Genomic DNA, 24095 nt, shown 5'->3' with positions numbered 1-24095 from the left:
GGTAATATGAAAAGTGTGAAACTCTTGGATGGAGTCTACTGGGTCGGTGTTAAGGACTGGAGCAGGAGGATATTTGACTCCCTGATCCCCCTCCCGGAAGGGACCTCTTACAACGCCTACCTCGTGGTCGGCAACGAAAAGAGCGCCCTCATAGACACGGTGAACCCGGGTTTCGAGAGAGAACTTGAGGAAAAGGTCAGTGAGATACTCCCTTTTGAGGAGATAGACTACGTGGTCATGAACCACGCTGAGCCTGATCACGCGGGTGCAATACCCTACATAATGGAGCGTAACGGGAAGGCCCTCCTCATCACAACGGAAAAGGGAAAAGAGCTCGCAAAAGCATACTACAATGTCCCCGATGAGAGGATAATGGTCGTAAAGGACGGGGATGAGGTAGACCTCGGAGGCAAAACGCTCCGCTTTATAGAAGCTCCATGGCTCCACTGGCCGGAGACGATGTTCACATATCTCGTTGAGGACAAAGTGCTGTTCCCATGTGACTTCTTCGGTGCTCACACTGCCCACGGCCTTTACGATGACGAGGTTCCCTCCATAATCGAGTACGCCCAGAGGTACTTCGGTGAGATCATGATGCCCTTCGCAGGCATGGCCAAAAGAGCCATGGAAAAGCTCAAAGGGCTGGAGATCAAAATGATAGCCCCGAGCCACGGTCCCATCTACAGAAACCCGGAGAGGATTCTAAAAGCCTACGAAAGCTGGGTGAAGGGAGAGACTAGGGAGAAGGTGCTTGTAGCTTATGTGAGCATGTGGGGCTCCAACAGGGAGATGGCGAAGGAGCTGGCTGATTTACTTGTGGCCAAAGGGATTGACGTTAAGGTTCACGACCTCGTGAGCGCCGACATCGGGGAGCTTGCAAAGGACCTCGTTGACTCAAGGGCCATAGTTCTGGCGGCTCCTACAGTGCTCGGGAGCGCCCATCCGCTCGCCGTTTATGCCGCCTACCTCGTGAAGGCCCTGAGGCCCCCAGCGAAATATGCCGTCTTAATAGGCTCCCACGGGTGGCACGGGAGGAGCATAGACGCAATACTGGAGATTCTGAAAGGTGCAAGCCTTGAACTGCTCGGGACGATAGATGTCCACGCGAGGCCGAAGGAAGAGGACTACAAAGCCCTCCACAGCTTGGCCGACCTCCTGGCGAAAAAGGTTAGGGGTGAGTGAAATGACCGAACTTTTGAACACCCGCGAGTACAAGAAGGAACAGCTCAAGAAGCTCCTCCTAAGGATACACGAAGGAGAGAGTGTTGAGAAGCTCAAGGAAGAGTTTAGAGCAGTTTTGAGCAACATCTCTCCGCTTGAGATACCCCTCATCGAGCAGGAGCTCGTGAAGGAGGGAATTTCCGCCAGAGATATAGCCAAGATGTGCGACCTCCACGTCGAGCTGTTCCGTGAGGCAGTTAAGGGCACGGAGGAGCTTGAAGAGAGGGATTTACCCGATGGTCATCCGCTCAAGACCCTCTATCAGGAGAACAAGGAGATAATGAAGGATGCCGAAATGCTCAACCTCTACGCGAGAACTTTGGCAACAACAAAGGACGAGCGCATGAGGGAGGAAATCCTCGGAGTTCTGGAGGAGATAGTGAGCAGCCTCAGAATGGTCGGCTTCACCCACTACAACCGCGAGGAGATGCTGATCTTTCCTTACATCGAGAGGAGAGGCCTGACTGCCATGGCCACAGTCCTCTGGACGAAGCACGACGAGATAAGGGCTATGATAAAGCAACTTGCAGAGCTTTTGGGGAAGAGGGATGAGATGCCATGGGAAGAGTTCGTGGAGCGCTTTAAGGCCAAAGCCGGTGAAGCGGCCTTCGCTTTGAGCGACATGGTTTTCAGGGAGAACAACATCTTTTACCCAACGCTCAGGGCCCTCTTAAGCGAGGGCGAGTGGAAGGCCATAAGGATGCAGGAAGGTGAAATGGGCTACTACAAGGTAAACCCGCCGGCCTGGAATCCGGAGGTTAAGCCGCTCCACCCATGGGAAATAAACCCCGAGCTGAGCGTTGAACAGCTTTTAGGGCTCCCCAAGGAAGTCCAGCAAGCTCTAAAGGGCCAGCCTCTGGAGTTTGATAAGAGCGAGCTGAGGAGGGAGGGGGACATAGACCTCGGAACGGGCTACGTAAGCGTTGAGGAGCTCAAGGCCATCTTCGAGGCTTTACCCGTTGACATCACCTTCATAGACAGGGACGACCGCCTGAGGTTCTTCTCCCCCGGCGAGAGGATTTTCGCGAGAACACCATCGGTGCTCGGAAGGCCCGTTCAGCTCTGCCACCCGCCGAAGAGCGTTTACGTTGTTAACAAAATCCTCAGGGCCTTCAAGGAGGGAAGGAAGAAAGAAGCAACTTTCTGGCTTAAGCTTGGGGGAAAGTACGTCTACATCAAGTACGTTCCCCTGTTCAACGAAAAGGGTGACTACATCGGGACCCTTGAGATGACGATGGACATCGCGCCTTATAAAAAAATAGAGGGCGAGAAGAGACTCCTCGACTGGAGGGATTGAGATGTTTGTGGCTAAAGCCGAAGAAGCCGAGAAGATGGAGAACCCCTACGGGGTCGACGTCAGAGCCCTGCTCAAGAGGGAAAATGCAAAGGTAATGCTTGTCACTTTAAACCCGGGGGAAGCTTTAGAGAGACACACGGCATCAGCTGATGCCTTCATCTACGTCATAAAGGGGAAAGCCCTCGTGGAGGTTGGGGAAGAGGGCGAGGAAGTGAGGAAGGACACCCTCGTCTTCCTGCCCAAGGATATTCCGCACGCCGTCAGAAACTCAGGGAACTTGCCCCTGAAGTTTCTGGTCGTCAAGCTCGGTTAAATTTTTTTGACTCTTTAACTGTGGATAGGTGGTGATTTTATGGAAAGAAGAATTTTTGAGAGACGGGTGGAGAGATTCCAAGAGCTCTTGAGAAGAGAAGGCATCGATGGTGCCGTAATAAGAACCCTCTCGACTTTTGTCTACTTCACCGGCACGAAGTGGCTCAGGCCAGCCCTTTTGGTTCCTCAGGATGGTGAGCCTACCGTCATAGTGGCCAAAGGAGAAGCCGGGCTCTTTAAACAGAGAAGCTGGATTGAGAACGTTGTGGAGTTTCAAAAAACGGAAGACCTCATGGCCAATGTAACTATCTAGATAAAGAGAAACGGTTACAGCAGAGTTGGCATGGAGTTCAGCGTGGAGAGGGATGCTTACATTCTCTTCTATGAGCTCTTTAAAAAGCTCAACCCCGATGTAGAGGTTGTGGACGTTAGAGGACTTTCCATGGAGCTTAGGATGATTAAAGACAAATGGGGGCTGGAGAACATAAGAAAGGCAGGAAAAATAGCTGTGAAGGGGATGAAAGTTGCCGAGGAAGAAATAAAGCCCGGAAAGACGGAGCTTGAGGTTGCTGCTGAAGTAATGAGGGAGCTAATGCTCAACGGTAGCGAGGAGCCAAAGGTTTACGTCTCGGCAACTCCAAGAGCCCATGCAGAGCCATTCAAAGATGTCAAAATTAGGGAGGGAAGTGTTGTCTCGGTGGTAATAGGCGCCGACTGGAACCACTATTACGCAAACATAACCAGGTCTTTTCCAGTGGGAGAAATAAGTGAAAGGGCAAAAAACGCCATAGCGGCTATGGAAGAAGCTTACACGACTTCAGTAGAAAAGACGAAACCCGGTGTCAGATTTGCCCAGGTAGAAAGGGAGATTGAAAAAATCTACACTGCGAGAGGACTCAAAGAGTACTACATAACCGGCTACACCCACGGCGTTGGACTTCTCATCGAGGAGGATCCAATAACCACCATAGTTGTCCCACACAGGGCGATGGATGCTAAGGAGAACATGGTTCTCGCAATGGTTCACGCCCCTCTGATGATTCCGGAAGGGGCGGTAAAGAAGGAGGACACCTTCATCTTAAATAAAAAATTGGAGAACGTGACAAAATATTAAAAAGCCCCAGTGCCAATTCCGCAGACCTTTGCGAAGGGGCAGATCGAGCAGTCCTCTGTGTATGGCTTTAATGGGGGCTCGCCTTTAACTGCTTTCGTTATTTCCTTTGCCTTTTCCATGTCCTCGTCGTCCCCTTCAAGGACGAGCGTTACACTTCCTTCCGCTCCTCCAGCGCCGCCAGCGGCTATTGGGATTGCATCAACGTTGGCAAGTATTTCATAGGCTTCAACTTCGGTTATAGGGATTGCGTGTGGAATAGGAACTAAAGCGGAATATAGCCCCGTCCCCCAGTCAAAGGACTTTATTCCCGTCAGCTTTGCGCTTACTTCCACAGGCGTTGGAGTGAACTTCTCGAGGCTGATTGGGGTTATTGTTAATACTCCCTTTGTTATTGTCCATCCAAAAGTTCTGCCGATTGTCCCCCCATCCGGGGCGGCCGCAAAAACCGCAACGTTCCAGTTGATGTCTATCGCGTTTCCTCCTTTGATGAAAACATCCTCGGGCCCCATCTCTTTCAGGGCTTCAAGCGGATCATCAAAGGGCTTCCCCTTGTAGAGGACGAGGTGCTTTGGCCATGTAGCCTTCGGTGTAACGCACGTTCTTCCCTTGCTTATCGTCCCCACCGTCCATTTTTCTTTTTCAATTTTCTCTCCCAAAATTTCCTCCGCAATGTAAGCGGCTGTGGTTCCGGTTGCTATGTATACAAAACCGTTCTTGAGGGCGTTTTGTACTTCTTCCATAGCTACAACGGCTTTGGCAATCAAGCGCTTGCTTTCGGAGGGGGTTAGGGTCACAAGGGCTCTTTGCATGAAAATCACCTCATTAAATTTTGCATCTTAACCTTATTAAAATTGTGGAAAAGAGGTTAAAGAGAGTCTATAACGGACTTAACGTCCTCAAGCGCCTCTTTGATGACCTCAACAATGTCTTCTGCAGTGTTTATGGCAACGTATACGCTTCCTTCTTTTTCGTAGAGCAGTACCGGGCAGGGGGCAAAGGAGCCAACCTCGTATTCAACTTTTGTCATCTCGTAGAACTTCCCTGGATTGCAGACGTAGAGGATTCTATATGGTTCCATCTCAACGCCAAGCTTCGCTTTAACTACTTCGCTCGGCGTAAATTCAAGCACAACATTATAGCCCTTCTCCCCAAGCTTTGCCTTCAACTTTTCTTCGGCCTCCTTTAAGGACATCTCAACCTTTCTTCTATACCTAAACATTCGACCGCCTCCTTAAAGTTTTGCAAGCTTTTCAAATAGGGCACTCCAGAGCCTGAGGGGGGTTAGCTCGGTGAGCATTAAAACTCCAAAGAGAACTATCACAGCTCCTAAGATTTTCTCCCACTTGGCTTTCTTGCTCTCGGTTAGGCTTAGTCTGTTCGATAGGAACTTTTTATTTATCCACTCGGCAAAGTCTTTTGAGCTAAGGATCAAATAGATGGTAAGCCCCATTCCAAGACCGTAGATGCCCATGACAATTATTCCCTTTAAGACACTTCCACTTAATGCCGCTGTAATAACAGCAAACCCAACATATGGCGCTATGCATCCAATCCAAGTGGCTCCAAGTGCAGAACCCAATAGAAAGTCGTAAACATAGCCGTTCTTCGATGAAATCCTCTCTGAAGGAGAGGGAATAAATTTGAAGAGCTTTTGATTGATGTTGCCACTTATTAACGATGCCCCGACCAGAATGAACCCGAGGCCACCTACAAGATAGAGAGCCCCCCTAACCTGGGCGATATAAGAGCCCAAGCTACCTGCTAAGGCCCCAAGCAGGGAAAAAGACACAACAAGGCCTGCTATGACAACCTCAACCTTCCTCTTTGCAAAGAGGAGTGAAAACGTTCCCGCTATGAGAGGGAGAACACAGGGAGAAAACACGCTTAGAATTCCAGCTGAGAGGATGGGCAGGAGGACTGCTAAAGATAAATTGCCTGTGGAAGAGGTTTCATCTTTCCCTTGTGATTCTTCGCTTGACCTCTCGCTATTCGTGGCATCTCCGAGGCTGTTCTGCACGAAGAATTCTAAACCTTCCGGATTTAATGCCCCAACGGCCACACCTTTCAGAACCTTCTCTCCCTTTTCAGCTTTGAATATTACCATGGTTGGTGTCCCGGGCACGCCGACGTTTATTAGCTCGCCCTTTTCTTTTGGGGTGTAGTAGCCCACGTTGTCCGGCTGGATAACGAGAACTTTCCCGTAAACCTTATATTGGAGGTTTGTTAGTGCTCTCCCTTTATACACGTCGATTGAGACCAAATTTATGCCCCTCAAGACTTCCTCTGCCTTTTGTGTCGGGAAAACACTGGTTTTCATATAATTACAGGCCGGACAAGTCTCTGAATGATAAAAGATGAAGAAGTATTCTCCTTCATGATCTGAAAGTAAGATCTCAAGCTCTTTTTCGCCTGAGATTGTGTAAAACTCCAAATTCCCGTAAGTTACAATACCCGCGCTCACCAAGCTTGTGAAGATGACAAGTGTAATCAGGAGCATAGTGGGCTTTCTCACGTTTTCACCCCAAGAAATGTGGAAAAATGAATTAAAAGACTTTTCTTGAAGGATTTTTCATTAAAAGGTCACTGGTATGTAGCCTTTTTCTAAGTGCTCCGCTATGATCTTCCCCACATACTCTACTTTGGTATATTTTTGCAGGGAAACCTCGAACCCCTCAAGCTCCGCGATCCTCTTACATGCCACTGGAAGCTTTCCAAGCTCTTTAAGCTTCTCAATCCATGGAATGAAGCGCTCGTCTCCATCTGCTACTGCCTTCTCTATCGGCCCGAAGAGGATTACCTCAACGTCCTCGACCCATTTGTGTTTTATTGCATTGGTTGCCCACATAAAGCCAGGTAAAGCTCTCCCGTCATCGCTTGAGATTATCACCAAGGCCTTCACCATTTTCAGCCCTCCAAAGCTTTAATGAACTCCTCAAAGCTCCCAACGGATATCTCCTTTTCCCCGGCAATGACGTTTATGTTGCCGCATCCATATTTTGCGCAGAGCCCTATGCACCCCTCGACGCTCACTTTAAACCCCTTATCCTCCAGAAGCTTTACAACATCGTTAAGTTTCTCCCCGGCGCAGAACTTACAAACCCTGGCTTCCATTGCCACCACCAGTTTATACTTAACGAAGCACACTTATGGCTCTTATCCTTTTCAAAATGGAAAAAATTCCCCGGGGTTCCTGACATCTCCGCCCAAACCCCCGAGAGCTTTTTAAGGCGAATCGTTGAAAAGTAATTCTGGTGATACCCATGCCGTTGGTGATAGTTGAGGGTCCGAAGGCGGATGCAGAAACGAAGAGGGAGCTCGTGAAGAGGATAACTGAAGTAATAAGGGAGGTCTACAAGGTGCACCACGTGAGCGTTATAATCCACGAGAACGAGCTTGAGAACGTTGGCTCGGATGGCGAGCTCCTCTCGGACATAATAGCGAGGCGGAGAGGTTGATTTGAGGGCATTTACTGCTCTGCCCTCATCTTCGCAGATGGGAAGAAAAAGCCGAGCTCGACGGTCCGGCTCCTTCGGCGTTGACCTTTCACGTTCATCGGTTCAGAACGAGAAGTAAAGCCTCCAACCCGGGAAATAAGAAAAAGGTGGCGAGGTTCGAATCGCTCGGCAGGAAGTAAAAGAGGATGGGGCTATCTCGCCTATTGACCGCGATCCCATCATAGAAAGAAAAGGACTGGACTCACTCGAACCTCCCGTAGCCGAGGGCCGTCTTTGCTCCAACTCCGTGGTATTTGAGGGCCAGTTTCATCAGCGTCCATGCCTTCTCCGTTAGGTCTTCCTTTGCCGTTGAACTCCTGGCGACTGCAAACAGGAAAGGCGTTCCCTTCGCCACGGTGAGGAGAATCACAGGAACCGGGCTATACCAGTCCCCTGGAGGTTTGCCCTCACTGTAGTATGGTCCGTAGTGGGGGTTCATTATGTCAAATTCTAGGATGACCCGAAGGAAGCTCAGATCCTCTGGCTTCTTTGGAGGCTCTTCTGCAGGTGATGGTAGGGCATCGAAGAAAACGACCTCTCCCATTTTCTCAGTGGTACCGAAGATTTTCATGAGGGTCTCCGCTATTCTCCTCGCGTCCACGGTTCCCTTATTGGGGTTTTCGCTGAAAACCTTAAGAAACTCCTTAAGGTGCTTCGAAAGACCGCTTATTTCCACCTTCTCTGGAAAAGCTTCGGCATTTCCCTTTCCGAGCATTTCATCGATCTTTCCTGCCCTCTTGAAGAAATCCTTTTCAAATTCCCCATACCCATCGAGGAGTTCGGCCATCATGTATACCGCCCAGGCCCTGGTAACTCCCTTAACCGCTGAGCCCGGTATGTATGGAATCCCGTAGTTCCTGAGGAGCCTTATGCTGACCTCGTAGACGCTTTCATCCCCGAGACCCACCACGAGCCTCGATTGGGATTGGAGAACGCCCATTCTGGCATTCAGTGACTTCAGGAGCATCAGGTAGTCGTTGAGAAATCTTTTGTAGGCATTGATAGCATTTTCTGTGATCTCCACCTTTTTCAGCGCATCCCTGAGCACTGAAAAGTTGGCCTCTACCTTTTCTTTTTTCTCCCTGAACGGGGAAAACTTGCCGAGCAGTAGTGCCAGGTTGTCTATCTTGGAAGGATCCTCCACGGCCTTTATGGTTCCTCCCGGGACGAAGTACCTGAACTCGCTCTTCCCGCCTTTACTGTTTCCCATCCTCTTCACCGTTCTTGATCCTTTTCCTTTTCAAGCATTGCATCGGCAAATTTCTTCAACCAGTTGAGGAGCGCGAGCGTTTCCTGCGTGAGGGTTATCGCTTCCAAGGCATCGGCCTCGAGATAGAACTTCAGGGGATCCCGGTTGTCGGTGAGCTTTCTTCTCTCAGCGAGCCACTCGCATATGTGCTTGTATAAGTAGGCGTAGGCGATTTTCTCGGCTTTTTCCTCTTTTATGGGGATTATAGATTCACAGTCAGCCTCGCCCTTTTTCTCCAGCTTGGACAGATAGAATGCCAAGGTCTGCCCGAGCCCACTGGTCATTATGAGAGCCGGGGCACTCTTTACGTAGGAGGAATATTTTTTCTGAACGTTTTCGTCTGCGTTCATGACCTCCCTGACCTTTTCGTATGCGAACTTTGCCCGTTCCTGTTCAAGGGTTCTCAGATTCATTGCCCTCCCCACCGCTTATCTTGATTTTGACGAATCCCTTTCCAATCGTCTCATCACCTCCTATCTGGAGGAAGCGGTTATTTTTAAAGAAGTTCTCTAGGATATTACTAACCTCCTCTGCCGTTTTGAGTTCTCCTCCCCTGGGCTTGGCGATTGCTATTACCGAGTAGAGCACGGTGTCAGCCGGCAGGAACTCCTCGTACCAGAGGCCACCCTGCTTGACGGTACCAGTTTCGGCATTTATAGCAACCCTTGCGACGATCTCAGTACTCATACGAACGAAAGCACTGAAGACATCGTCGGGAACCACGGCAAGCCTCTCTTCAACGTTCACCCCATCTGGAAGCACGTGGTTGATGGCATTTACAACCCCTGAAAGGTCGTTCTGTGTTCCCTTAAGTACAACCTCCTCAAGGACAACATTTCCATTGATCATCAGAACGCTGTTTTTACTAACAACGGCTTCATTACCGCCCACCGTAGGGATGATAAAGTTTGTATTCTTTCCCGCAAGCTCGAGGTCTCTCTTAAAGCGTTCCAGGACAAGGGGGCATGTGACATAGGCGAAGACGCCCTTAGCGCTCCTCACGGGGAAGAGGAGAATTTTGGCGTCGCCGACGCTTATGGCTCCCGCATGTTCGCTTGCCCTTTCGGTGTCGGGTCCAAAGATGGAGTATATGATTCCGCTTTTTGAGTTCTCTTTCTTAAAGGCACTCCTCAAAACTCCTTTCAGGCTCTGGCCCCATATCACTGGAAAGCCCGTGTGGCGCTCCCTCTGTATGGGGAGGTCTATCAGGCCTACCTCCGAACCGCTGCCCGCGTGGACGGGCGTTACGGCGTATATTCCCAAAACCAGCTTTTTCTCATACACCATTCTCCCCTCCTCAGTATTCTTTTAGGAGCAGTGCGCATATGAGAAAGCACACAACCAGTTTGAGGCTCCCCCTATAATTGGAGAGCATGGAGTTCACCCTTTCACACTCCTTACCGAAATCGGAATGGTCATTTATCATAGTGCAGCAGTCATCGTCGGAGTACTGGTAGAACCAGTAGAGCTTCTTTTCGCTGGAATCGTATTCAACCTTCACGAGGTTGTACTCAAAGCCGGAGTGGGCTATGAAGTTCCTGAGGTCGGGTTTTAGGTTCCTCCCTTCTCCTGATCTGGGGCTTAACTTCATCGCGGCCCTTACATCACCCAGCGACATCGCTCTGCCTTGTTTCAGGGGTAAAAGATCTTTGTCAACTTTCCCCTCCAGTATGCTTAGGAGCCCTCTCTTCCGTCTGGGACCTTCTTTATCGTAGATGTGCTGGTCTTTAACGAGATCTTGGAGTTCTTTAATCTGGTCCTCAACCATTATCCCTATCCTCGGCATTTTGGCGAAGAGTTTGCCCGTTATCTCGTTCAACTCCTCAAGCGTGAACTTCTTCCGTTTTGGATATTCCCTCTGTCCAAACTCCGATTTGAGAACCCTTAGGAGGTAGTAAAGCTTAGCGGCCGTCCTGAAGTTTTCGTCGAGGGAGATGTTTCTGACAACGTGAACCTTGTTCTTTCCGGTTTTATCGGGCTCTATCGAGACTTCTATACCGTTTAGGAATCCCCTAAGCTTCAACTCAACGTATTCCCTCACTTTTTCCATGCGGGGGTAGAAGGTCGCGAAGGCCAGGGGGAAGCCGTTGGTGACGGAGCTTATGAAGGCGCTCCACTCGGGCATGTCACTTATCACCGAGTAGAGTGGCTTCGGCCTCAGTTCCGTGCTTTCCACCGACCTTATGTTGAGAACGAGCGTTTCAATGGCCCTTTCCTTCCACTTTCCCTCCCCGAGAGGGTAGGGTTCCGAGTTGAGGACATGGAGCCTGGCGGTGTGAAGGTAAGCCAGGAGCCCGAGGAGATTCGTGAGGGCTCGGTATGTCAGAACCGGCATGAAATTTATCCCGTGGGTCAGGTCGAGGAAGACCTCCGCGTCGCCGTTCGGCAGCCTCTCCGCGAGCTCCCCGAGAACCATCGAGTAGAAGTCGAGAAGGTTCCCCCTAACGCTGACGTTGTCGAACTCCCCTAAGCCTGGAAGAACGACAACATCGACGTCGTTTAGGAGGTTCCCATCATCCTCGGATATGTAGGACCTGACCCTGTTTTCTATGAACCACCTGATGCGCTCCTCCACGTCTTTTCTGACCTCGTCGTACGAGTTCAGCTCCTTAGCGGGCACATCGTTCTTATGGGTCAAGTTGGCGAGGGTGTCGAGGGCGAGAATTATCGTTTTGTCAGGTTTCAGGGCCTTGAGTAGAACGGGCAACGTGCTCACGTTCCTCATCTCGATGTTTTCACAGTCTTCCAGGTTCAGCTCCCTGCAATCGACTCTATATGTTATCTCCCCCCACTGGAATGGGTTGCCCCAGGTGGCCACGAGAACGCGCTTCATTCCAGCACCCCCGAGATTACCAGGCCGTAGCCCAGCTCCTTCATTCTCCCTGCCTTCGAAAGGCGATTTACCGTTGTCCTCCCGCTCGCCTTTACCCAGACGACGGTCCCGGCGGGATAGGCGTAAAGGGTCTGCTTGGGTCTGCCCAGCTGGACGTCCCAGCCCGTTACCCTGGCTTTCCTCCCGGTGAATAGCTTTACAACTTCACCCTTCACGCCAAGCTCTTCCAGAACCCCGTCTAGACCCTTTCCCGGCAGAAGAGGGGTGGCGAAGTAGAGCCTCAGGACATCTCCGGCTTCCACCGTCAGCTCCTCTTGCTCCAAGGGAAATTCCTCGTCCAGGAAGCGGTAGCGGGCGAACCTCGACTCGCCGCCGAGTTTGAGCAAGCCCTCCCCATCGATGGTCTCTCTCACCTTCGCCTCTTCTCTCTCGAAGTATGCCCTTATCGTTGCCCCTTCTTTCAGCCTGAGGGTCCGCACGCGGTAAAGCAAGCCCTCCTCAACGGTTCTGTTTTCTCCAATCCCTATTCCAACGCGCTCTTCATAAACGTAAACGGCTCCCTTCTCCAGAAACCAGACTTCATTCTTCCCGTTGAGGTAATCTCGAAGTTCTTCAGGCCTTACGAAACCCTCACCGGCCTTGAAGTGTCTCGTGGGGGTTTCCCCATCGTAGGCCACCACAGTCTTCTTTCCCAGAACCTCGTGAAGGGCGAGAACAACGGCCCTTCCTTGGCTCTCTCCAACCAAGCCGGTATCCTTAGGGAGCGGGAAGAGAGTTTTGCCGTTAAGAGCAAAGAACGTGCCGAGGAGTGAAAAGCCGGGAACCCATTCGTCAGACTTGCCCACTTCGGCGAGTTTTTTCCTCTCATCCAGCTTCAGCAGTTTCTCCCTGGTCTCATCACCGGCCCGGTCGTAGATGAGGCTCATCAGTGCCCCGGCTATGGTGTGCGGGAGGGGTTCCTCGGTGAGCGCCACGTGGTTTTCACCGGCCGTGAAGTTCCTGCTTTCCCTGAAGAGGAGAACGTCGTTGGGAAGGATTTCAATCATCCTCTCACCCCCGTCTCAAGGAAGACTTTGAGGAGAACCGCCGCCCCGGCGACCTGCTTTTTCAGCACGAGGCCTGTTATACCCTCAGCTAATTCCCCAGCCTTTTTGGCATCAATCCCTTCTTTCTCAAGCTTACCCTTAATCTTTTCCACGAGAGAGGTGAACCACAGGCTCGGTTCCCCATGCTTGAAGAGGGTCCTAACTCCCGCTAGAATATCCTCAAAGCTGTCCGTGGGTTCATCTTTCTCGGGGTCGTCCACTATGACTCCTCTTATTACCTCGTTTATTTCCCTCCCCTTCTTAGGATCCACGCCGAGTTCCGCCAGTTCTTCAGCTGAGAGCACCACCCTCACGTTTCTCGCCAGCCATAGGAACTCGGCGAGCCTCTTCGGCAGTTCTTGCTCTTTATTGAGATCATAGTGAGAATGTCTCTCGAACTCGAACTTGACGAGGTTAAGGACAGCCAGGGGCTCGTTGGGCCAGGTGGTGAGGTCGAACTCATAAACGAGCCTTCTGCTGAGCTTTTCGGAACGGATGGCCTCAAGCAAGTGGTACAGGTTTTCGTCTATTGCCCTCCAGTTGATGGCCACGCTGTAGTAAGAACCGCTGTGCTTGAGGTAGCCGATGGCGAGTGCATTTCTTCCGCTCTCCTTGGCGAAGTGCTCAAGCTCGTTCACCCTCTTCACTACCTGGTAGAGGGGCTCCTTGTAGTGGGTTATAAGAACGCCCGCACTCATGCTCCTGGTTTTTCCCTGGAGGTAGGTGAAGCCTTTCCAGTCCTCCCGGAAGGTTTCCCATATCTCTTTCGCCAGCTTGAAAACCTCGTGCGTCGGGCTGAGGACCATGACGTCGTCCCCACCGGCGTATAGGAGCTCTCCTAGTCTTTTTCTCACTATCTCTGGGACGAAGTGAACCGCGAAGTTGCTGAGGGATCGGGTTATTGCTACGTGGACCATCGGCGTCGCCGGTCTTAGCACGCCGTTCCTCTCACCCGCGAGTGTGTACTCTCCCACGCTCTTAACTCCTTTGGAACCGCTTATCACCTTCCCCATGTTGTCGCCGTCCATCTTGAGAAGGGCGTAGTACTTTGGTGGCTCGCCTATTTTCTTCACGAGTTCAATCAAGGACTTTTTTATCCCCTCGGGATTGATCCCGGACGGAAGGTGCTCCTCCTTCACGCCGTAGGTCTTGGCGATTGCCTTCCCGCTCAGGAGGTTCTCTGTGTAGAGGATCTCACTGTTGGGGCCGAAGTGCTTGAAGAGGGGCATCAGCGCCGATGTCAGGCCCATAAGGAACTTCTCAAGCTCTCCACCGAAAGAGGGCTTTTCCCGTCGCTCGTCCCTCGATTCGGTGTGGAGGACGAGGTACCTGAAAATGTCGTACCACGTGACGGGACCGCTATCAGTTTTGAGTTCACCCTTTTCAAATAGTTCCCAAGCCTTCTCGGTGGGTCTTCTCATCGCCACTTCACTCACGGATGCAAAGCGCCCTGCTCTATGCTCCTCAAGTGCCTCGTCGGCTATTGCCCCGTAATCCCTGGTGAGCCATTGGTAGTCTTCCTTCCATAGGGCATAGAACCTTGGATAGAACCTCTTCGAGAGGCAGATGGGGCAGAGATGCTCCCTGTCCTTGATGTCGTAAACCCCACGTTTCCTCAGTCCTTTTCTCAGGCTGTCCCATCCCGTTTTGACCTTTGAATAGTCATCACCACCGATGGCGAGGTTCTCGCCGCAGAGGGTGCACTTGTGACCTGGCGGCTGCTCCGGCGGGAAGTGTTCCGCAGACTTAAAATCGGTCAGCTGGTCGAGGATGGAGAAGAGCTCGGGGTAGTGGTGAACCCTGTCCTCGAACTCTTCCGGAAGGGATTCCAAGTACTTCCTGAGGTTCCCCTCGATTACCTCGACTTTCGAGAGGAGGATCTCCTCAACGATTATCGAAAAGTAGCCCCTGACTGTCTCCCTGTATACCTCCTTAATCTCAAATCCTTCACTTAATTCGTCACTTGACCTATAAAACTTCCAAGCGGACTCAAAAAGGCGCTCTAGGAAGTCGCGTATTCCATCTTCAATCTTTCGGGCCAGCTTTTCAACGTCCACATTCTCTGGAACTACCGCAAGGACTTTGTTGGGTATGTTGGCCACGTCAAGGGAATCCCTATTTTCCAGCTCCCCGAGCTCGTGCTCGAAGAAGGGCTGGTTCCGCAGGTGGGGAAATATCAATGCGTTGGGCCCGGCAGCGCGCCACATCTTGGATATGGCTATGTAAGTAAGAAGGCTCAGCATGTGGCTCCCGGCCCAGAGGTCGCGCTCGCTTCTCGCGTTGCCTATGAACCCCTGGACTGGGGAAAGCTTGAAACGCACCAGCTTTGCATTTCCCAGCCTGAGGACGGCGTAAACGTCGAGCCTGCTCAGCCAGTCGTGGTCAGGGACGAAGGGATCCGCCGGAAAGTGAACGAGTTCCTCGGCGAGCAAAGGTGCGTTCTCTATGCCAGCATTCTCAAGCTCCTCCTCGTAAGCTCTTCTGAGTTTCTCGGGAAGCCCGTTCCACAGTCTGGCGAAGTCCTCCATTGAACTGGCCGATGCGAGTTCGCCTGCAACCCTCTCCTCGGCCCTTTCAAGTGCTTCGGGGAGGTTTTTTCTTCTGTCGGGAGAGCCGAACCATAGGGCGGTGAGTGCCTTTAGTGGCTTTTCTTCTCCACTTATCGGATGCCTGAGGATGAACCTGTCAAGTTTTTCTTCGGCAGGATAGCTGGAGAGGCGTTTCCATAGGCCGGGAAGTTTGTGTTTGTTGGTGAGGGATGAGAGTATCTTTGAGGGTGCAACTTCAAGCAGGGCCTCTGAATAAGCCTTCCAGATGCTCATTGGGAGAACACCTCCTCGAAATCCTTAGCTTTAAATTCCTTAATCACCTGGGGCAAAAACGTATCAACGAAAGCCTCATTATCGAATAGTTTTTCGTTGTTTTTCACGGTTATGATGGCCTCTTCCCTAGATGCTCCTCCCGTTTTGTGAGCTTTAAACTGGCCCTCGTGCTTGGGAAGATACTCATAGGGAAAAACAACTATTATGGGCCTGTACTGGTGGCCCTCCTTCTTTACTGTTAGGATTATCGATGAAGCCCTCCTGGGATATTCTTCGTCACTGTTGTTCTTACCTTTTCCGAGTCCAATGACCTCTATCTTCCAGTTAGCGTAAACGACAGGAAGTCCAAAGTAATACCTCTTCTCTCTGGAAGTTTCCCCATTACTCAGATTTTTGACAGTACTATGTGAGAATTTCCTATCAGCGAATTTAAAGCGTACACCACCCTCATACTTCCTCTTATGGCGATTGTAACTTCCGGCGTATGCAGATTGGAGTTCACGAAGTGCATCTAAGGGGCTGTGGAATGATTTTCTACATTCCAGAACTTTCATTGTGGAGAGTGTCGGATACTTGGGAATTTTTGTGGACTCTGGTTGAGACTCCTCATCCCTGAGTGTCTCAATAAACGGGCCAACCAAATCCAGAAAAGTCGCTAATCCCTTGTAATTCAGCTTAGCTATCTTTTGGATTGTCTGCTCAATCTCTGGATCGGCTGATATTCCCTTTACCTGGTTGATTATCAGACTTCCGGCCCCCCTCTTGCTTCTGAATCCAAAGCCCCCATATGCGGTGGCAAGCCAGAGAGATGACACCCCTAGTATAAAGGAAGTCCTGTCAAAGCTCCTCAATGTGACTTCAAATTTTGAACCCGGCGGATAGTACGTTGGGACCCGGTTTGAAATCCTTTCTCTGAAACTTTTAGTTAGCGACTCTAACTGTTTTTGGTTCTGAAACCCGTTTCTCAGATTATAACCTCCTAGAAGCTCTCTCAGTTCCACTTTAAGAAACTCATCAAGCATCATTTTTACTGAAAAAAACAGATAGCTTGTTGGAAAACCCAGATATTCAACGTCGTTGTATTTTGGGACTAGTTCGATTTGTTTGGATCTACTCCTTGTTACCACTTCCACTTTGTTCACATCCAAAAGATTACCTGGCTCTCGTTGGGATTTAACTGTTATGAGGATTCTGCTTCTTCTCGCCCCTCCACTTCCAGCAGAGCCGAAGATCGTTCCTTCTATCTCTCTAAGCTTGCTTATGCTGTTCCCGAGGTAGTTGCCGGCCAAAGCGCGGAACCACCAGCGCATTACACCCTTGACGCTGGCGGAGCGAAACTCGGCCTTTCTTTGATCAGCACCGCGCATGAAAAGAGGTGTTATGGCTTCGAGCTCAAATGTCGCCTCGTACATCAAAACACCTCCGGCAAGGAAAAATAGGCTATGTTGAGCATTAGGATACACCCCTATACTTAATTGTACAGAGAATTAAAAAAGTTTTTTGGTTCCAGTTGGCAAGTTGGTAAGAGGGATCTGAAGGAAATTGTCCTTTGCTCTAAAATTGCAGGGCTATGAACTCAATTCAGTTGAGTTGAATCCACAAGAGAGGTTTTTGGAGGCATTGCAGGGAACAGGAAATGGCTCCGATTTCACATAGCCCTCTACCCTGCGGTGGCGGATCCTGAATCTGGCTTCGTACTTCCACTTTGTTTTGAGGCGCGACACATCAGAAAGCCCAATGCGTCAGACTTTCCCCACAATGGCATTCTCCGTGATTTCCGTTAGCCTCGGTACAGAGGATGGAGCTGGCGACGGGAAAGGAAGGAGCTTACCCGGGCACCCGTATTGACGCAAGAAAAAGAACGGCAGCGAGCTTTTTGGAGCCCGTTAGCAGGGCAAACATCGGGAAGACAACCCCAGCCGGGAGGATGTAGTTGCTGGGGAAGAAGCCTATCGTAACCGGAGAGGCGGGGTTAGCATGTATGAAGTTAGTCTGTTCAGGCAAAGATGGCAATGATGAATGAGACCAAAGGCCCCCTTACCGCCCCGTGAAAGACCATCCCGTTCCGCTCCAGCCTTACGGTAGAAATATCTTTCGCCCCGTGGACAAGGGTTTTTAACACCATCGGACTACAATTGAGGGGGATCTCATGAGGGCATACGTGACGGTTGTCGGAACTTCTCCCGAGGCGGTCTTTAATCCCCTTTGGTACCTGGTGGAGGTCCACGGCTGGGTTCCGGAGGAGGTCTACCTCATATGGAATGACGGCGTTAAGAACGAGCTGGATAGGGTCAGAGAACTAATAGAGAGGCTTTCCAGAGCCTATGGAATGGAGATAAGGATTCACTCCGACGAATCGCTGAAGGTCGAGGAGGCCAAGCCAGATGAGCTCAGGGATAGGGTGTTCTCTCTCCTTGAGAGGCTCGCCGGAAAGGAGGTCGTCGTGGACATAATCCCGGGGCGGAAGTTCATGAGCGCCGTCCTGTTCGGGGCCGCGGCAAGTTCAAACGCCGAGATCACCTACCTCCACCTCTCCGACTGGAGGGACTACGTTGGAAAGCTACTCTTTGAGGTACCGATGAGCAAGCAGAGGCTCTTCACGGGCAGAGAGCTCTTGGGAAGGCCCTCTCATATCCAGAGATGGAGAAGGAGGGAAAGCCCGGGCTCCTTCACGGTCACGAGGGAGGAGCTGATGGCGATCCTGGATTCCCTCTACATAGATGGAACAACAGAGTTCGGGGTTTCTCTGAGGAGCCTGCCCATAGGGAGTGCCTCCCTGGGAGAAAGGGCTTCTTTCCACCTCGAGGACTTCGTGAAAATTCCCGAGGAACACGGCGGGCATGGGATGGTTAAGGAGGCCCTGATAGCCGGCGGAATGGTGAGCTTCAAAAACTGGAACGAGCTCGTGAAGAAGGTCTTCGCCCTGCTTGAGAGCGGCAGGCCCCTCTACATCGGCTTCGACACCAACGCCCTCCTGATGAGGATTCCCTCACGGGTTCTGGAGGAGAAGGCCTTCTACAGGGGCGGAAGCCTGATCTTCGACTTCGTTTACTCCGACGAAGTGGCCCTTGAACTGGGAAGGATGGTGAACAAAAAGCTTCCCTACAAAAGCTCCCTTGGGATCTATTCAAACGCTCCCACCCCAAAGGCGAGGCTCGCCTCCCTCGGCCAGGTCGAGCTGGAAAAACTGCGCTCCCGCGGCGCTGAAAGGACGAGCTCCGGGAAGGACCACTCCGGAGACACCAAGATAGCCCTCGACTACAAGGCCTTCGCCGAGGAGAAGGATGCAAACGTGATGGTTATTACCTTCGACGACAGGGCCTACGCCGAGATGAAAGCCCTGAGAGGAAGCGGGCTCGTACCCTTCAGGCTGGAGTGGGAGTTTTCTTTCGGGAGAACCTTTGAGGGGAGCTGGGAGGCGCTAAGGGACACCCTTTACGTCCTCGCTGCCACCCTCGGGGAGCTTAACTTCGCCTCCTACAAGCTCTACGGGGTATGGCACGGAAAGAACTCCGAGGACTGGGAAAGGGAAAAGATAAGGCTGGTGGGATTCGAGTACGGAAGGATCTTCAGGGTCCTCTCGGAGGGCTGAACTGTCCGACGCCTTCACATCCCTCAATATGATCGAAGTGCCCGGGCATCGGGCGGTGCTACCGGGGGAGGGGAAGGGCTTTACCGCTTTTCCCAACTGCCGGTACGAACCTGTTCGTCCTGGGATTCGATGGAGAATGCTTCTGGAGTAGTTTAACATGTAAAGCTTCCCGGAAAGCGATTTTTGATTTCTGTTTACCTGTCCGGTGGTAATCCCATACCAGATGTATCCATTTTAAATACAACGCCTGAAACAGCCCAAAACCGGTGGCGGTGGAATTTGAGAGGAGATTGAAAGGTTGAGATCCCGTAAAAATGCCATGATTAATTTTTTACTGGTTTTTGACAATTTAAATCGGTTTAAACGGTTTTCGATCGTTTGGAATAATATGTTGAGCTGTTTCAGTGCACCGATAGGATAGAGGAGACTTTCAACAGCTCCTTGCTTTTCGGGTTGGGTTTATAAATGGGCTGCAGTGCCACGGGTTTTCGGGGCAAGGTTTAAATAGGAGTTCTTACGTTATTCCATTTAGGCATCCGGGGAAAAAAGTCGAGGGTTTCCGTAGAACGTAGTCGTGTGGAAAGTTCTATACCTGCCTTTTCCTTCTCTAGTTATCCCTCCGTTTCCGTAGAACGTAGTCGTGTGGAAAGAGCAATACAAAAGCGTATACGTTGACTATATCTTCAGAGAGTTTCCGTAGAACGTAGTCGTGTGGAAAGCGGAGGCACTAAGAGAAGCTACCCAGCGGTTCATCGAGGAAGTTTCCGTAGAACGTAGTCGTGTGGAAAGTTTCTATTGCAACTCTTGGGTCGTAGTTTGCTACTGATGTTTCCGTAGAACGTAGTCGTGTGGAAAGTTGAAAAAATCTCGGTTATCTCGGCGCTCATCTCGAAAGTTTCCGTAGAACGTAGTCGTGTGGAAAGAGTGTGTGCGGTAAGTGTGTGTGGGATATAGGTAGTGTGGCTAGTTTCCGTAGAACGTAGTCGTGTGGAAAGGCTATGCTTATCATGTATTCTAACCTTTCGGCTCTAAGTTTCCGTAGAACGTAGTCGTGTGGAAAGGCCTTTGCCGCTATCTCTTTTGTAGCATTCTTTAGTTCATCGGTTTCCGTAGAACGTAGTCGTGTGGAAAGACTAAAACCGTCTTCTGCACAACTCCCCTAATCACTCCATTAGTTTCCGTAGAACGTAGTCGTGTGGAAAGCGCTTTCCCACACATGTTCGTTTTAGCCTACGACCCGGCGTTTCCGTAGAACGTAGTCGTGTGGAAAGATATTTTGAATTGCTACGACCATTCTGCCCCACCCTGACCAGCGTTTCCGTAGAACGTAGTCGTGTGGAAAGCTCTATCAAACCCTCAAAAATCCACCAAGAGCTCCACCTACGTTTCCGTAGAACGTAGTCGTGTGGAAAGAGCATTTCCTCGGTCTCCTCATACACTCTCAATAGGAAACCATGTTTCCGTAGGACGTAGTCGTGTGGAAAGTAGAAATCCGCAAGCTCTACTTCAACAATGATGCTGTCGTCCAAGTTTCCGTAGAACGTGGTCGTGTGGAAAGAACCATTTCTTGTCACACCAGAAGAAGTAATCGAAGCTGTGTTTCCGTAGAACGTGGTCGTGTGGAAAGCTGCTTCTCTAATGACCTCCTCGAAGCTGATTCCGTCCCTGTTTCCGTAGGACGTGGTCGTGTGGAAAGAACGTTTACTTCAACGATTTTGTCGTCCCAATATCCAAGTTTCCGTAGAACGTAGTCGTGTGGAAAGGTCGCTATAACCCTTGCCTTAAAGTAACTCTGCATGCCCCAGTTTCCGTAGAACGTAGTCGTGTGGGAAGCTTTTTCGGAGCTCCCGTCCCGTTGACTCTTTTGGAACGGAACAAGATTACGGGAAGCTCAATTGCCTGAAAGTCAGAGTTTTTATATCTTGAGAGTAGTAAGATTTATAAGCACCGGAATCCTAATAGTTCTTTGGCAGTGTGCACTGCCGGGTGTATGGAATGAGACTCAAAATCTCACTGAACATAGAGAACGGCACGTTCTCGCGCCCCAACAAGCATGCCGTCCAAGGGTTTATCTACAGCATGCTGAAGGATAGCGAGTACGGTGAGAGGCACGATGAGCCAAGGTTCAAGTTCTTCACATTCTCTGACTTCTTCATCGACAAGAGAGGGAGGCCAACGTTTCTGGTATCCTCGCCGGATCCGGACTTCATAAGGGCGCTTTACTCGGCGATCAGGAAAAGGGAGACGGTCTACATAGGGAAGGAGGAGTACGGAATATCGGAGCTCAAGAAGTTCCGGCTTCCGTTGAGGAAGGCTTTCCAGACAGGTTCACCGGTGGTTCTCTACAGAAATGCCAGTAAAAACGAGTACTTCAAGCTCCACCAGCACAGGGACCTGCTCTTCTTCCTTGAACGACTTAAAGAGAACGCCGAGAAAAAATATAGCGCATTCTACGGCGAGGAGTTCACCCTCGACGGGCAGATTTTCGACAGGGTAATACCCAAGGTGCGCCCAAACGGGAAGATAGATGTCTATGTGAGGGTAGTCAAGAACGGCGTTCCCTTTCCAGTCATCGGCTCCAACTGGGAGCTGTTGGAGAAGGAACACATAAAGCCCGAGGAAAGGAAATTTTACCGCTTTATAATGGATGTCGGGCTGGGAGAGAAGAACAGCCTTGGCTTTGGATTTCTCAATCCCATCGGGAGGTGATACATTGGATTTTTATGATCTGGTGGCCCTCGGGGGGCTTTTCCACGACATAGGCAAGCCCGTCCAGAGGGCGGGGAAATACGGAAAGGAGAGCCATCCGCTTCAGGGATACAGGTTTCTTCTTGAGCTTGCAAGAGAAACAGGAAAACCGGAGTTTGAGCTGATGGCCCTCTTTTCCCGCTTTCACCATGCCGGTGACATGAATGATGGGGAAATCCGGAAGGAAGTGGAAAGAATAAAGCCCTCCCGCTTCGGCCTAACTGAGGAAGAGGTCATCAACGCCCTCTGGATAGTCTATGAAGCCGACAACTTCTCTTCAAGCGAGAGGGAGGAGGGGCAGCCTCAGGCTTCAAGGCCGCTGCGTTCCGTGTTCAACGAAAAAATGGCCTACCAGCTCAGGGAGCTGGAATTCAAGGGGGTCAACGATTCACCAGATGAACTGCCCCATCCACTCCCGCCGGAGGAAGTCCGCGTTGACTACCGGAAAACCGTCGAGGGTCTCGCCAGGGAGCTCTCGGGAGTGCCCTTTAAGGTGGACCGCCTGCTCCCGGTGCTTGAAAAGTACCTCACCTTCGTGAGCTCCTTCACGGCCGAGAACAACGTCATATCCCTCTACGACCACATGAAGATGACCTCCGCGATAGCCTTAGCGATGGCGAGGGCGAACTGTACCGCTGGAGACGTGAAGGCCGGAAGGTGCAGGAACGAGAAGCGCTTCCTCCTCATCGAGGGCGATTTCTCCGGCATTCAGGACTTCATCTATGGCGTGAGCGGCAAGGGGACGCTCAAGTACCTCCGCGCCAGGAGCGCCTACCTCGAGCTGATCGGCTGGGATGTAGTGCTCGAAATCCTCACCCGTCTCGGCCTGACGAGGGCCAACGTTGTCTTCAACGCCGGGGGCCACTTCCTCATCGTTGCCCAGAACACCGAGGAAGCGAGGAGAGAGCTTGAGAAGATAAGGCTCAGGGTTTCCGAATGGCTCTACCGCAACTTCGACGAAAAGCTCTACCTTGCCCTCGAGTGGGAGGAGGTTGCCGGAAGGGAGCTCGGAAAGGAAGGAGGCAAAAACCTCTTCAAAGAGGCCCGGATGAGGCTCAAGAGCAGGCTAAACACCAGAAAGCTCCGCCGCTTTGGGGAAGTGAAGGGCATCTTTGAGGCCCCAAAAGGCCCGGGAAGGCTCGAGGAGTGCCCTGTTTGTGGCAGAGAAGTTCCAAAAAGCGAGCTTGAGCACTTCAGCTACTCGGATGACCCAGAGGCCCAGGCCTGCAAGAGGTGCAACGAGCTGGCGAAGCTCGGAGAAAAGCTGCCGAAGCTAAAGGGCTTTATCCTTGACAAGAAGGCCCACGGGGAAGAAGGCATTACCACCGGCCCCTTCAGGTATCTCATTCCCCACGAGAGGGGGAGCCCCGCCGGCGAGTTCCTCCTCCTCAAGAACACCCTCGATGCCCCCGGGGACATCCCCGAGGACACCGTCTTCATACCCTATCCGGTGGCCGACTACTACAAGGAGGGCAAGACCGGGGTGGCCACTTTCGAAGAGCTTGCCAACGCTTCCTCCGGTACAAAGAGGATAGGAGTCCTCAAAGGGGACGTTGACAATCTTGGCGAGTTCTTCAAGAACATGGACAGCCTCTCAAAGCTCGCCACGGCTTCCCGCTTCATGGACTACTTCTTCAAGGTCTACCTCAAGGGGGTCATCCATGGGAAGTATGGAGACCTCATTGGGGAAGTCCCCTCTCTCAAACCCTGGCCGGATAAGCCGGACATCGTTGTGGTCTACGCCGGTGGCGACGATTTCTTCATAGTTGGCTCCTGGAATCAGGTCTTTGAGCTCGCCTTCAGGATCAGAGAAGCCTTCAAAGCCTACACCGGAGGTGGAAGGACGGTCTCGATGGCGCTCGGCTACTTCGATGAAAAGACCCCCATCTACAGAATGGCCGACGTCGTAAGCGAACGCCTCAATGTTGCCAAGGACGAGGGGAGGAACAGGGTTTACATCATCGAGAGGACGAGGCCGGAAATGGACAACCACCCTGCCAGCTACACATGGGACGAATACAAGGAGCTCTGGAAGAACTATGCGAGGAAGGTTTACGCGGGCGACGGGAAGTTGGTAAAAGACCTCGAAGGAAAGAAAGCCCTCCTCTGGAGGATTCTCCAGTTCAGGGAGCTCTACGTTAGGGATCCTTCGAGCGTCAGGTGGGCATATTTAACGGCCTACCTCCTCGGGAGGCACAAACTTGGAGGCCTCTTCCCGAAACTTGTCGGGATAGACGTTAGGGCCATTAAAGAGGGCCGTCCCCAGGAGATATACTTCGTGGACGGCGTGTTTAAGGTTGTGTTGATGGCTGTTAGGAGGTGACTGGT

Annotated in this window: 20 protein-coding genes, 1 pseudogene and 1 CRISPR repeat array; of the genes and pseudogenes, 9 read left to right on the top strand and 12 right to left on the bottom strand. The window is 51.4% G+C overall.

Annotation, left to right across the window (positions count from 1 at the left end; translation table 11 throughout):
* The first annotated feature begins 6 nt into the window (after positions 1 to 6).
* The 4 genes and pseudogenes from ADU37_RS08730 (at position 7) to ADU37_RS08715 (ending at position 3944) form a co-directional block, all read left to right on the top strand.
* A complete protein-coding gene (locus tag ADU37_RS08730; protein ID WP_058947220.1) occupies positions 7 to 1182 on the top strand; it encodes an FprA family A-type flavoprotein in 1176 nt (391 codons plus the stop codon).
* A gap of 1 nt (position 1183) precedes the next feature.
* On the top strand, positions 1184 to 2518 hold the full coding sequence (locus ADU37_RS08725) for a DUF438 domain-containing protein (RefSeq protein WP_058947219.1): 1335 nt from the start codon (positions 1184 to 1186) through the stop codon (positions 2516 to 2518).
* A 1-nt stretch (position 2519) separates the two neighbouring features.
* Positions 2520 to 2831: a cupin domain-containing protein gene (locus ADU37_RS08720; protein WP_058947218.1), complete on the top strand. Its 312-nt coding sequence runs from the start codon at positions 2520 to 2522 to the stop codon at positions 2829 to 2831.
* A gap of 39 nt (positions 2832 to 2870) precedes the next feature.
* A pseudogene (locus tag ADU37_RS08715) lies at positions 2871 to 3944 on the top strand (M24 family metallopeptidase).
* On the opposite strand, the gene ADU37_RS08710 reads toward ADU37_RS08715, so the two are convergent.
* From ADU37_RS08710 to ADU37_RS08690, 5 genes are read right to left on the bottom strand one after another with little or no spacing between them, the layout of a single operon-like run.
* Complete coding sequence (locus ADU37_RS08710; RefSeq protein WP_058947217.1) at positions 3941 to 4753, bottom strand: hypothetical protein; 813 nt, start codon at positions 4751 to 4753, stop codon at positions 3941 to 3943. The pseudogene ADU37_RS08715 and the gene ADU37_RS08710 overlap by 4 nt on opposite strands.
* 56 nt (positions 4754 to 4809) lie before the next feature.
* The gene (locus ADU37_RS08705) at positions 4810 to 5163 is read right to left on the bottom strand and encodes a DUF302 domain-containing protein (RefSeq protein ID WP_058947216.1); all 354 of its coding nucleotides are present in this window, start codon (positions 5161 to 5163) and stop codon (positions 4810 to 4812) included.
* 12 nt (positions 5164 to 5175) lie between these two features.
* A complete protein-coding gene (locus tag ADU37_RS08700; protein WP_058947215.1) occupies positions 5176 to 6456 on the bottom strand; it encodes a cytochrome c biogenesis protein CcdA in 1281 nt (426 codons plus the stop codon).
* Positions 6457 to 6516: 60 nt separating this feature from the next.
* Positions 6517 to 6846, bottom strand: coding sequence for a hypothetical protein (locus tag ADU37_RS08695; protein ID WP_058947214.1), 330 nt, complete (start codon positions 6844 to 6846; stop codon positions 6517 to 6519).
* 2 nt (positions 6847 to 6848) lie between these two features.
* Positions 6849 to 7055, bottom strand: coding sequence for a hypothetical protein (locus ADU37_RS08690; protein ID WP_058947213.1), 207 nt, complete (start codon positions 7053 to 7055; stop codon positions 6849 to 6851).
* A 149-nt stretch (positions 7056 to 7204) separates the two neighbouring features.
* On the opposite strand from ADU37_RS08690, the gene dmpI reads away from it, so the two are divergent.
* On the top strand, positions 7205 to 7399 hold the full coding sequence (gene dmpI, locus ADU37_RS08685) for a 4-oxalocrotonate tautomerase DmpI (protein WP_058947212.1): 195 nt from the start codon (positions 7205 to 7207) through the stop codon (positions 7397 to 7399).
* A 241-nt stretch (positions 7400 to 7640) separates the two neighbouring features.
* Here the strand turns inward: dmpI and cmr6 are convergent, their stop codons facing one another.
* From cmr6 to cmr1, 7 genes are read right to left on the bottom strand one after another with little or no spacing between them, the layout of a single operon-like run.
* A complete protein-coding gene (gene cmr6 / locus ADU37_RS08680) occupies positions 7641 to 8648 on the bottom strand; it encodes a type III-B CRISPR module RAMP protein Cmr6 (RefSeq protein WP_058947211.1) in 1008 nt (335 codons plus the stop codon).
* A 5-nt stretch (positions 8649 to 8653) separates the two neighbouring features.
* The gene (cmr5, locus tag ADU37_RS08675) at positions 8654 to 9100 is read right to left on the bottom strand and encodes a type III-B CRISPR module-associated protein Cmr5 (RefSeq protein ID WP_058947210.1); all 447 of its coding nucleotides are present in this window, start codon (positions 9098 to 9100) and stop codon (positions 8654 to 8656) included.
* Positions 9081 to 9974, bottom strand: coding sequence for a type III-B CRISPR module RAMP protein Cmr4 (cmr4, locus tag ADU37_RS08670; protein WP_058947209.1), 894 nt, complete (start codon positions 9972 to 9974; stop codon positions 9081 to 9083). The genes cmr5 and cmr4 overlap by 20 nt, the downstream gene beginning before the upstream one ends.
* A 10-nt stretch (positions 9975 to 9984) precedes the next feature.
* Positions 9985 to 11520, bottom strand: coding sequence for a CRISPR-associated CARF protein Csx1 (csx1, locus tag ADU37_RS08665; RefSeq protein WP_058947208.1), 1536 nt, complete (start codon positions 11518 to 11520; stop codon positions 9985 to 9987).
* Positions 11517 to 12566 carry a type III-B CRISPR module-associated protein Cmr3 gene (gene cmr3 / locus ADU37_RS08660; protein ID WP_058947207.1) on the bottom strand — a complete coding sequence of 350 codons (1050 nt, stop codon included), beginning with the start codon at positions 12564 to 12566 and terminating at the stop codon, positions 11517 to 11519. Before cmr3 ends, csx1 begins: the two co-directional genes overlap by 4 nt.
* Positions 12563 to 15427, bottom strand: coding sequence for a type III-B CRISPR-associated protein Cas10/Cmr2 (gene cas10 / locus ADU37_RS08655; protein WP_058947206.1), 2865 nt, complete (start codon positions 15425 to 15427; stop codon positions 12563 to 12565). Before cas10 (ADU37_RS08655) ends, cmr3 begins: the two co-directional genes overlap by 4 nt.
* Positions 15424 to 16839: a type III-B CRISPR module RAMP protein Cmr1 gene (gene cmr1, locus ADU37_RS08650; protein WP_058947205.1), complete on the bottom strand. Its 1416-nt coding sequence runs from the start codon at positions 16837 to 16839 to the stop codon at positions 15424 to 15426. The genes cas10 (ADU37_RS08655) and cmr1 overlap by 4 nt, the downstream gene beginning before the upstream one ends.
* A 386-nt stretch (positions 16840 to 17225) precedes the next feature.
* Here cmr1 and ADU37_RS11775 point away from each other — a divergent pair, with 386 nt between their 5' ends.
* The 4 genes from ADU37_RS11775 (at position 17226) to cas10 (ADU37_RS08635) (ending at position 24090) form a co-directional block, all read left to right on the top strand.
* The gene (locus ADU37_RS11775; protein ID WP_255357511.1) at positions 17226 to 17360 is read left to right on the top strand and encodes a hypothetical protein; all 135 of its coding nucleotides are present in this window, start codon (positions 17226 to 17228) and stop codon (positions 17358 to 17360) included.
* Positions 17361 to 17576: 216 nt separating this feature from the next.
* Positions 17577 to 19019, top strand: coding sequence for a hypothetical protein (locus tag ADU37_RS08645; protein ID WP_058947204.1), 1443 nt, complete (start codon positions 17577 to 17579; stop codon positions 19017 to 19019).
* A gap of 555 nt (positions 19020 to 19574) precedes the next feature.
* Positions 19575 to 20852: a CRISPR direct-repeat array (repeat unit 29 nt; unit sequence GTTTCCGTAGAACGTAGTCGTGTGGAAAG).
* 162 nt (positions 20853 to 21014) lie between these two features.
* Complete coding sequence (gene cas6 / locus ADU37_RS08640; protein WP_058947203.1) at positions 21015 to 21728, top strand: CRISPR-associated endoribonuclease Cas6; 714 nt, start codon at positions 21015 to 21017, stop codon at positions 21726 to 21728.
* Positions 21729 to 21732: 4 nt separating this feature from the next.
* Positions 21733 to 24090 (top strand): type III-A CRISPR-associated protein Cas10/Csm1, encoded by a 2358-nt coding sequence (gene cas10, locus ADU37_RS08635; protein WP_058947202.1) that lies wholly within the window; start codon positions 21733 to 21735, stop codon positions 24088 to 24090.
* The last annotated feature ends 5 nt before the right edge of the window (positions 24091 to 24095 follow it).

Source organism: Thermococcus sp. 2319x1, assembly GCF_001484685.1.
Classification (GTDB): domain Archaea; phylum Methanobacteriota_B; class Thermococci; order Thermococcales; family Thermococcaceae; genus Thermococcus_A.
This window is presented reverse-complemented; position numbering and strand designations above follow the sequence as displayed.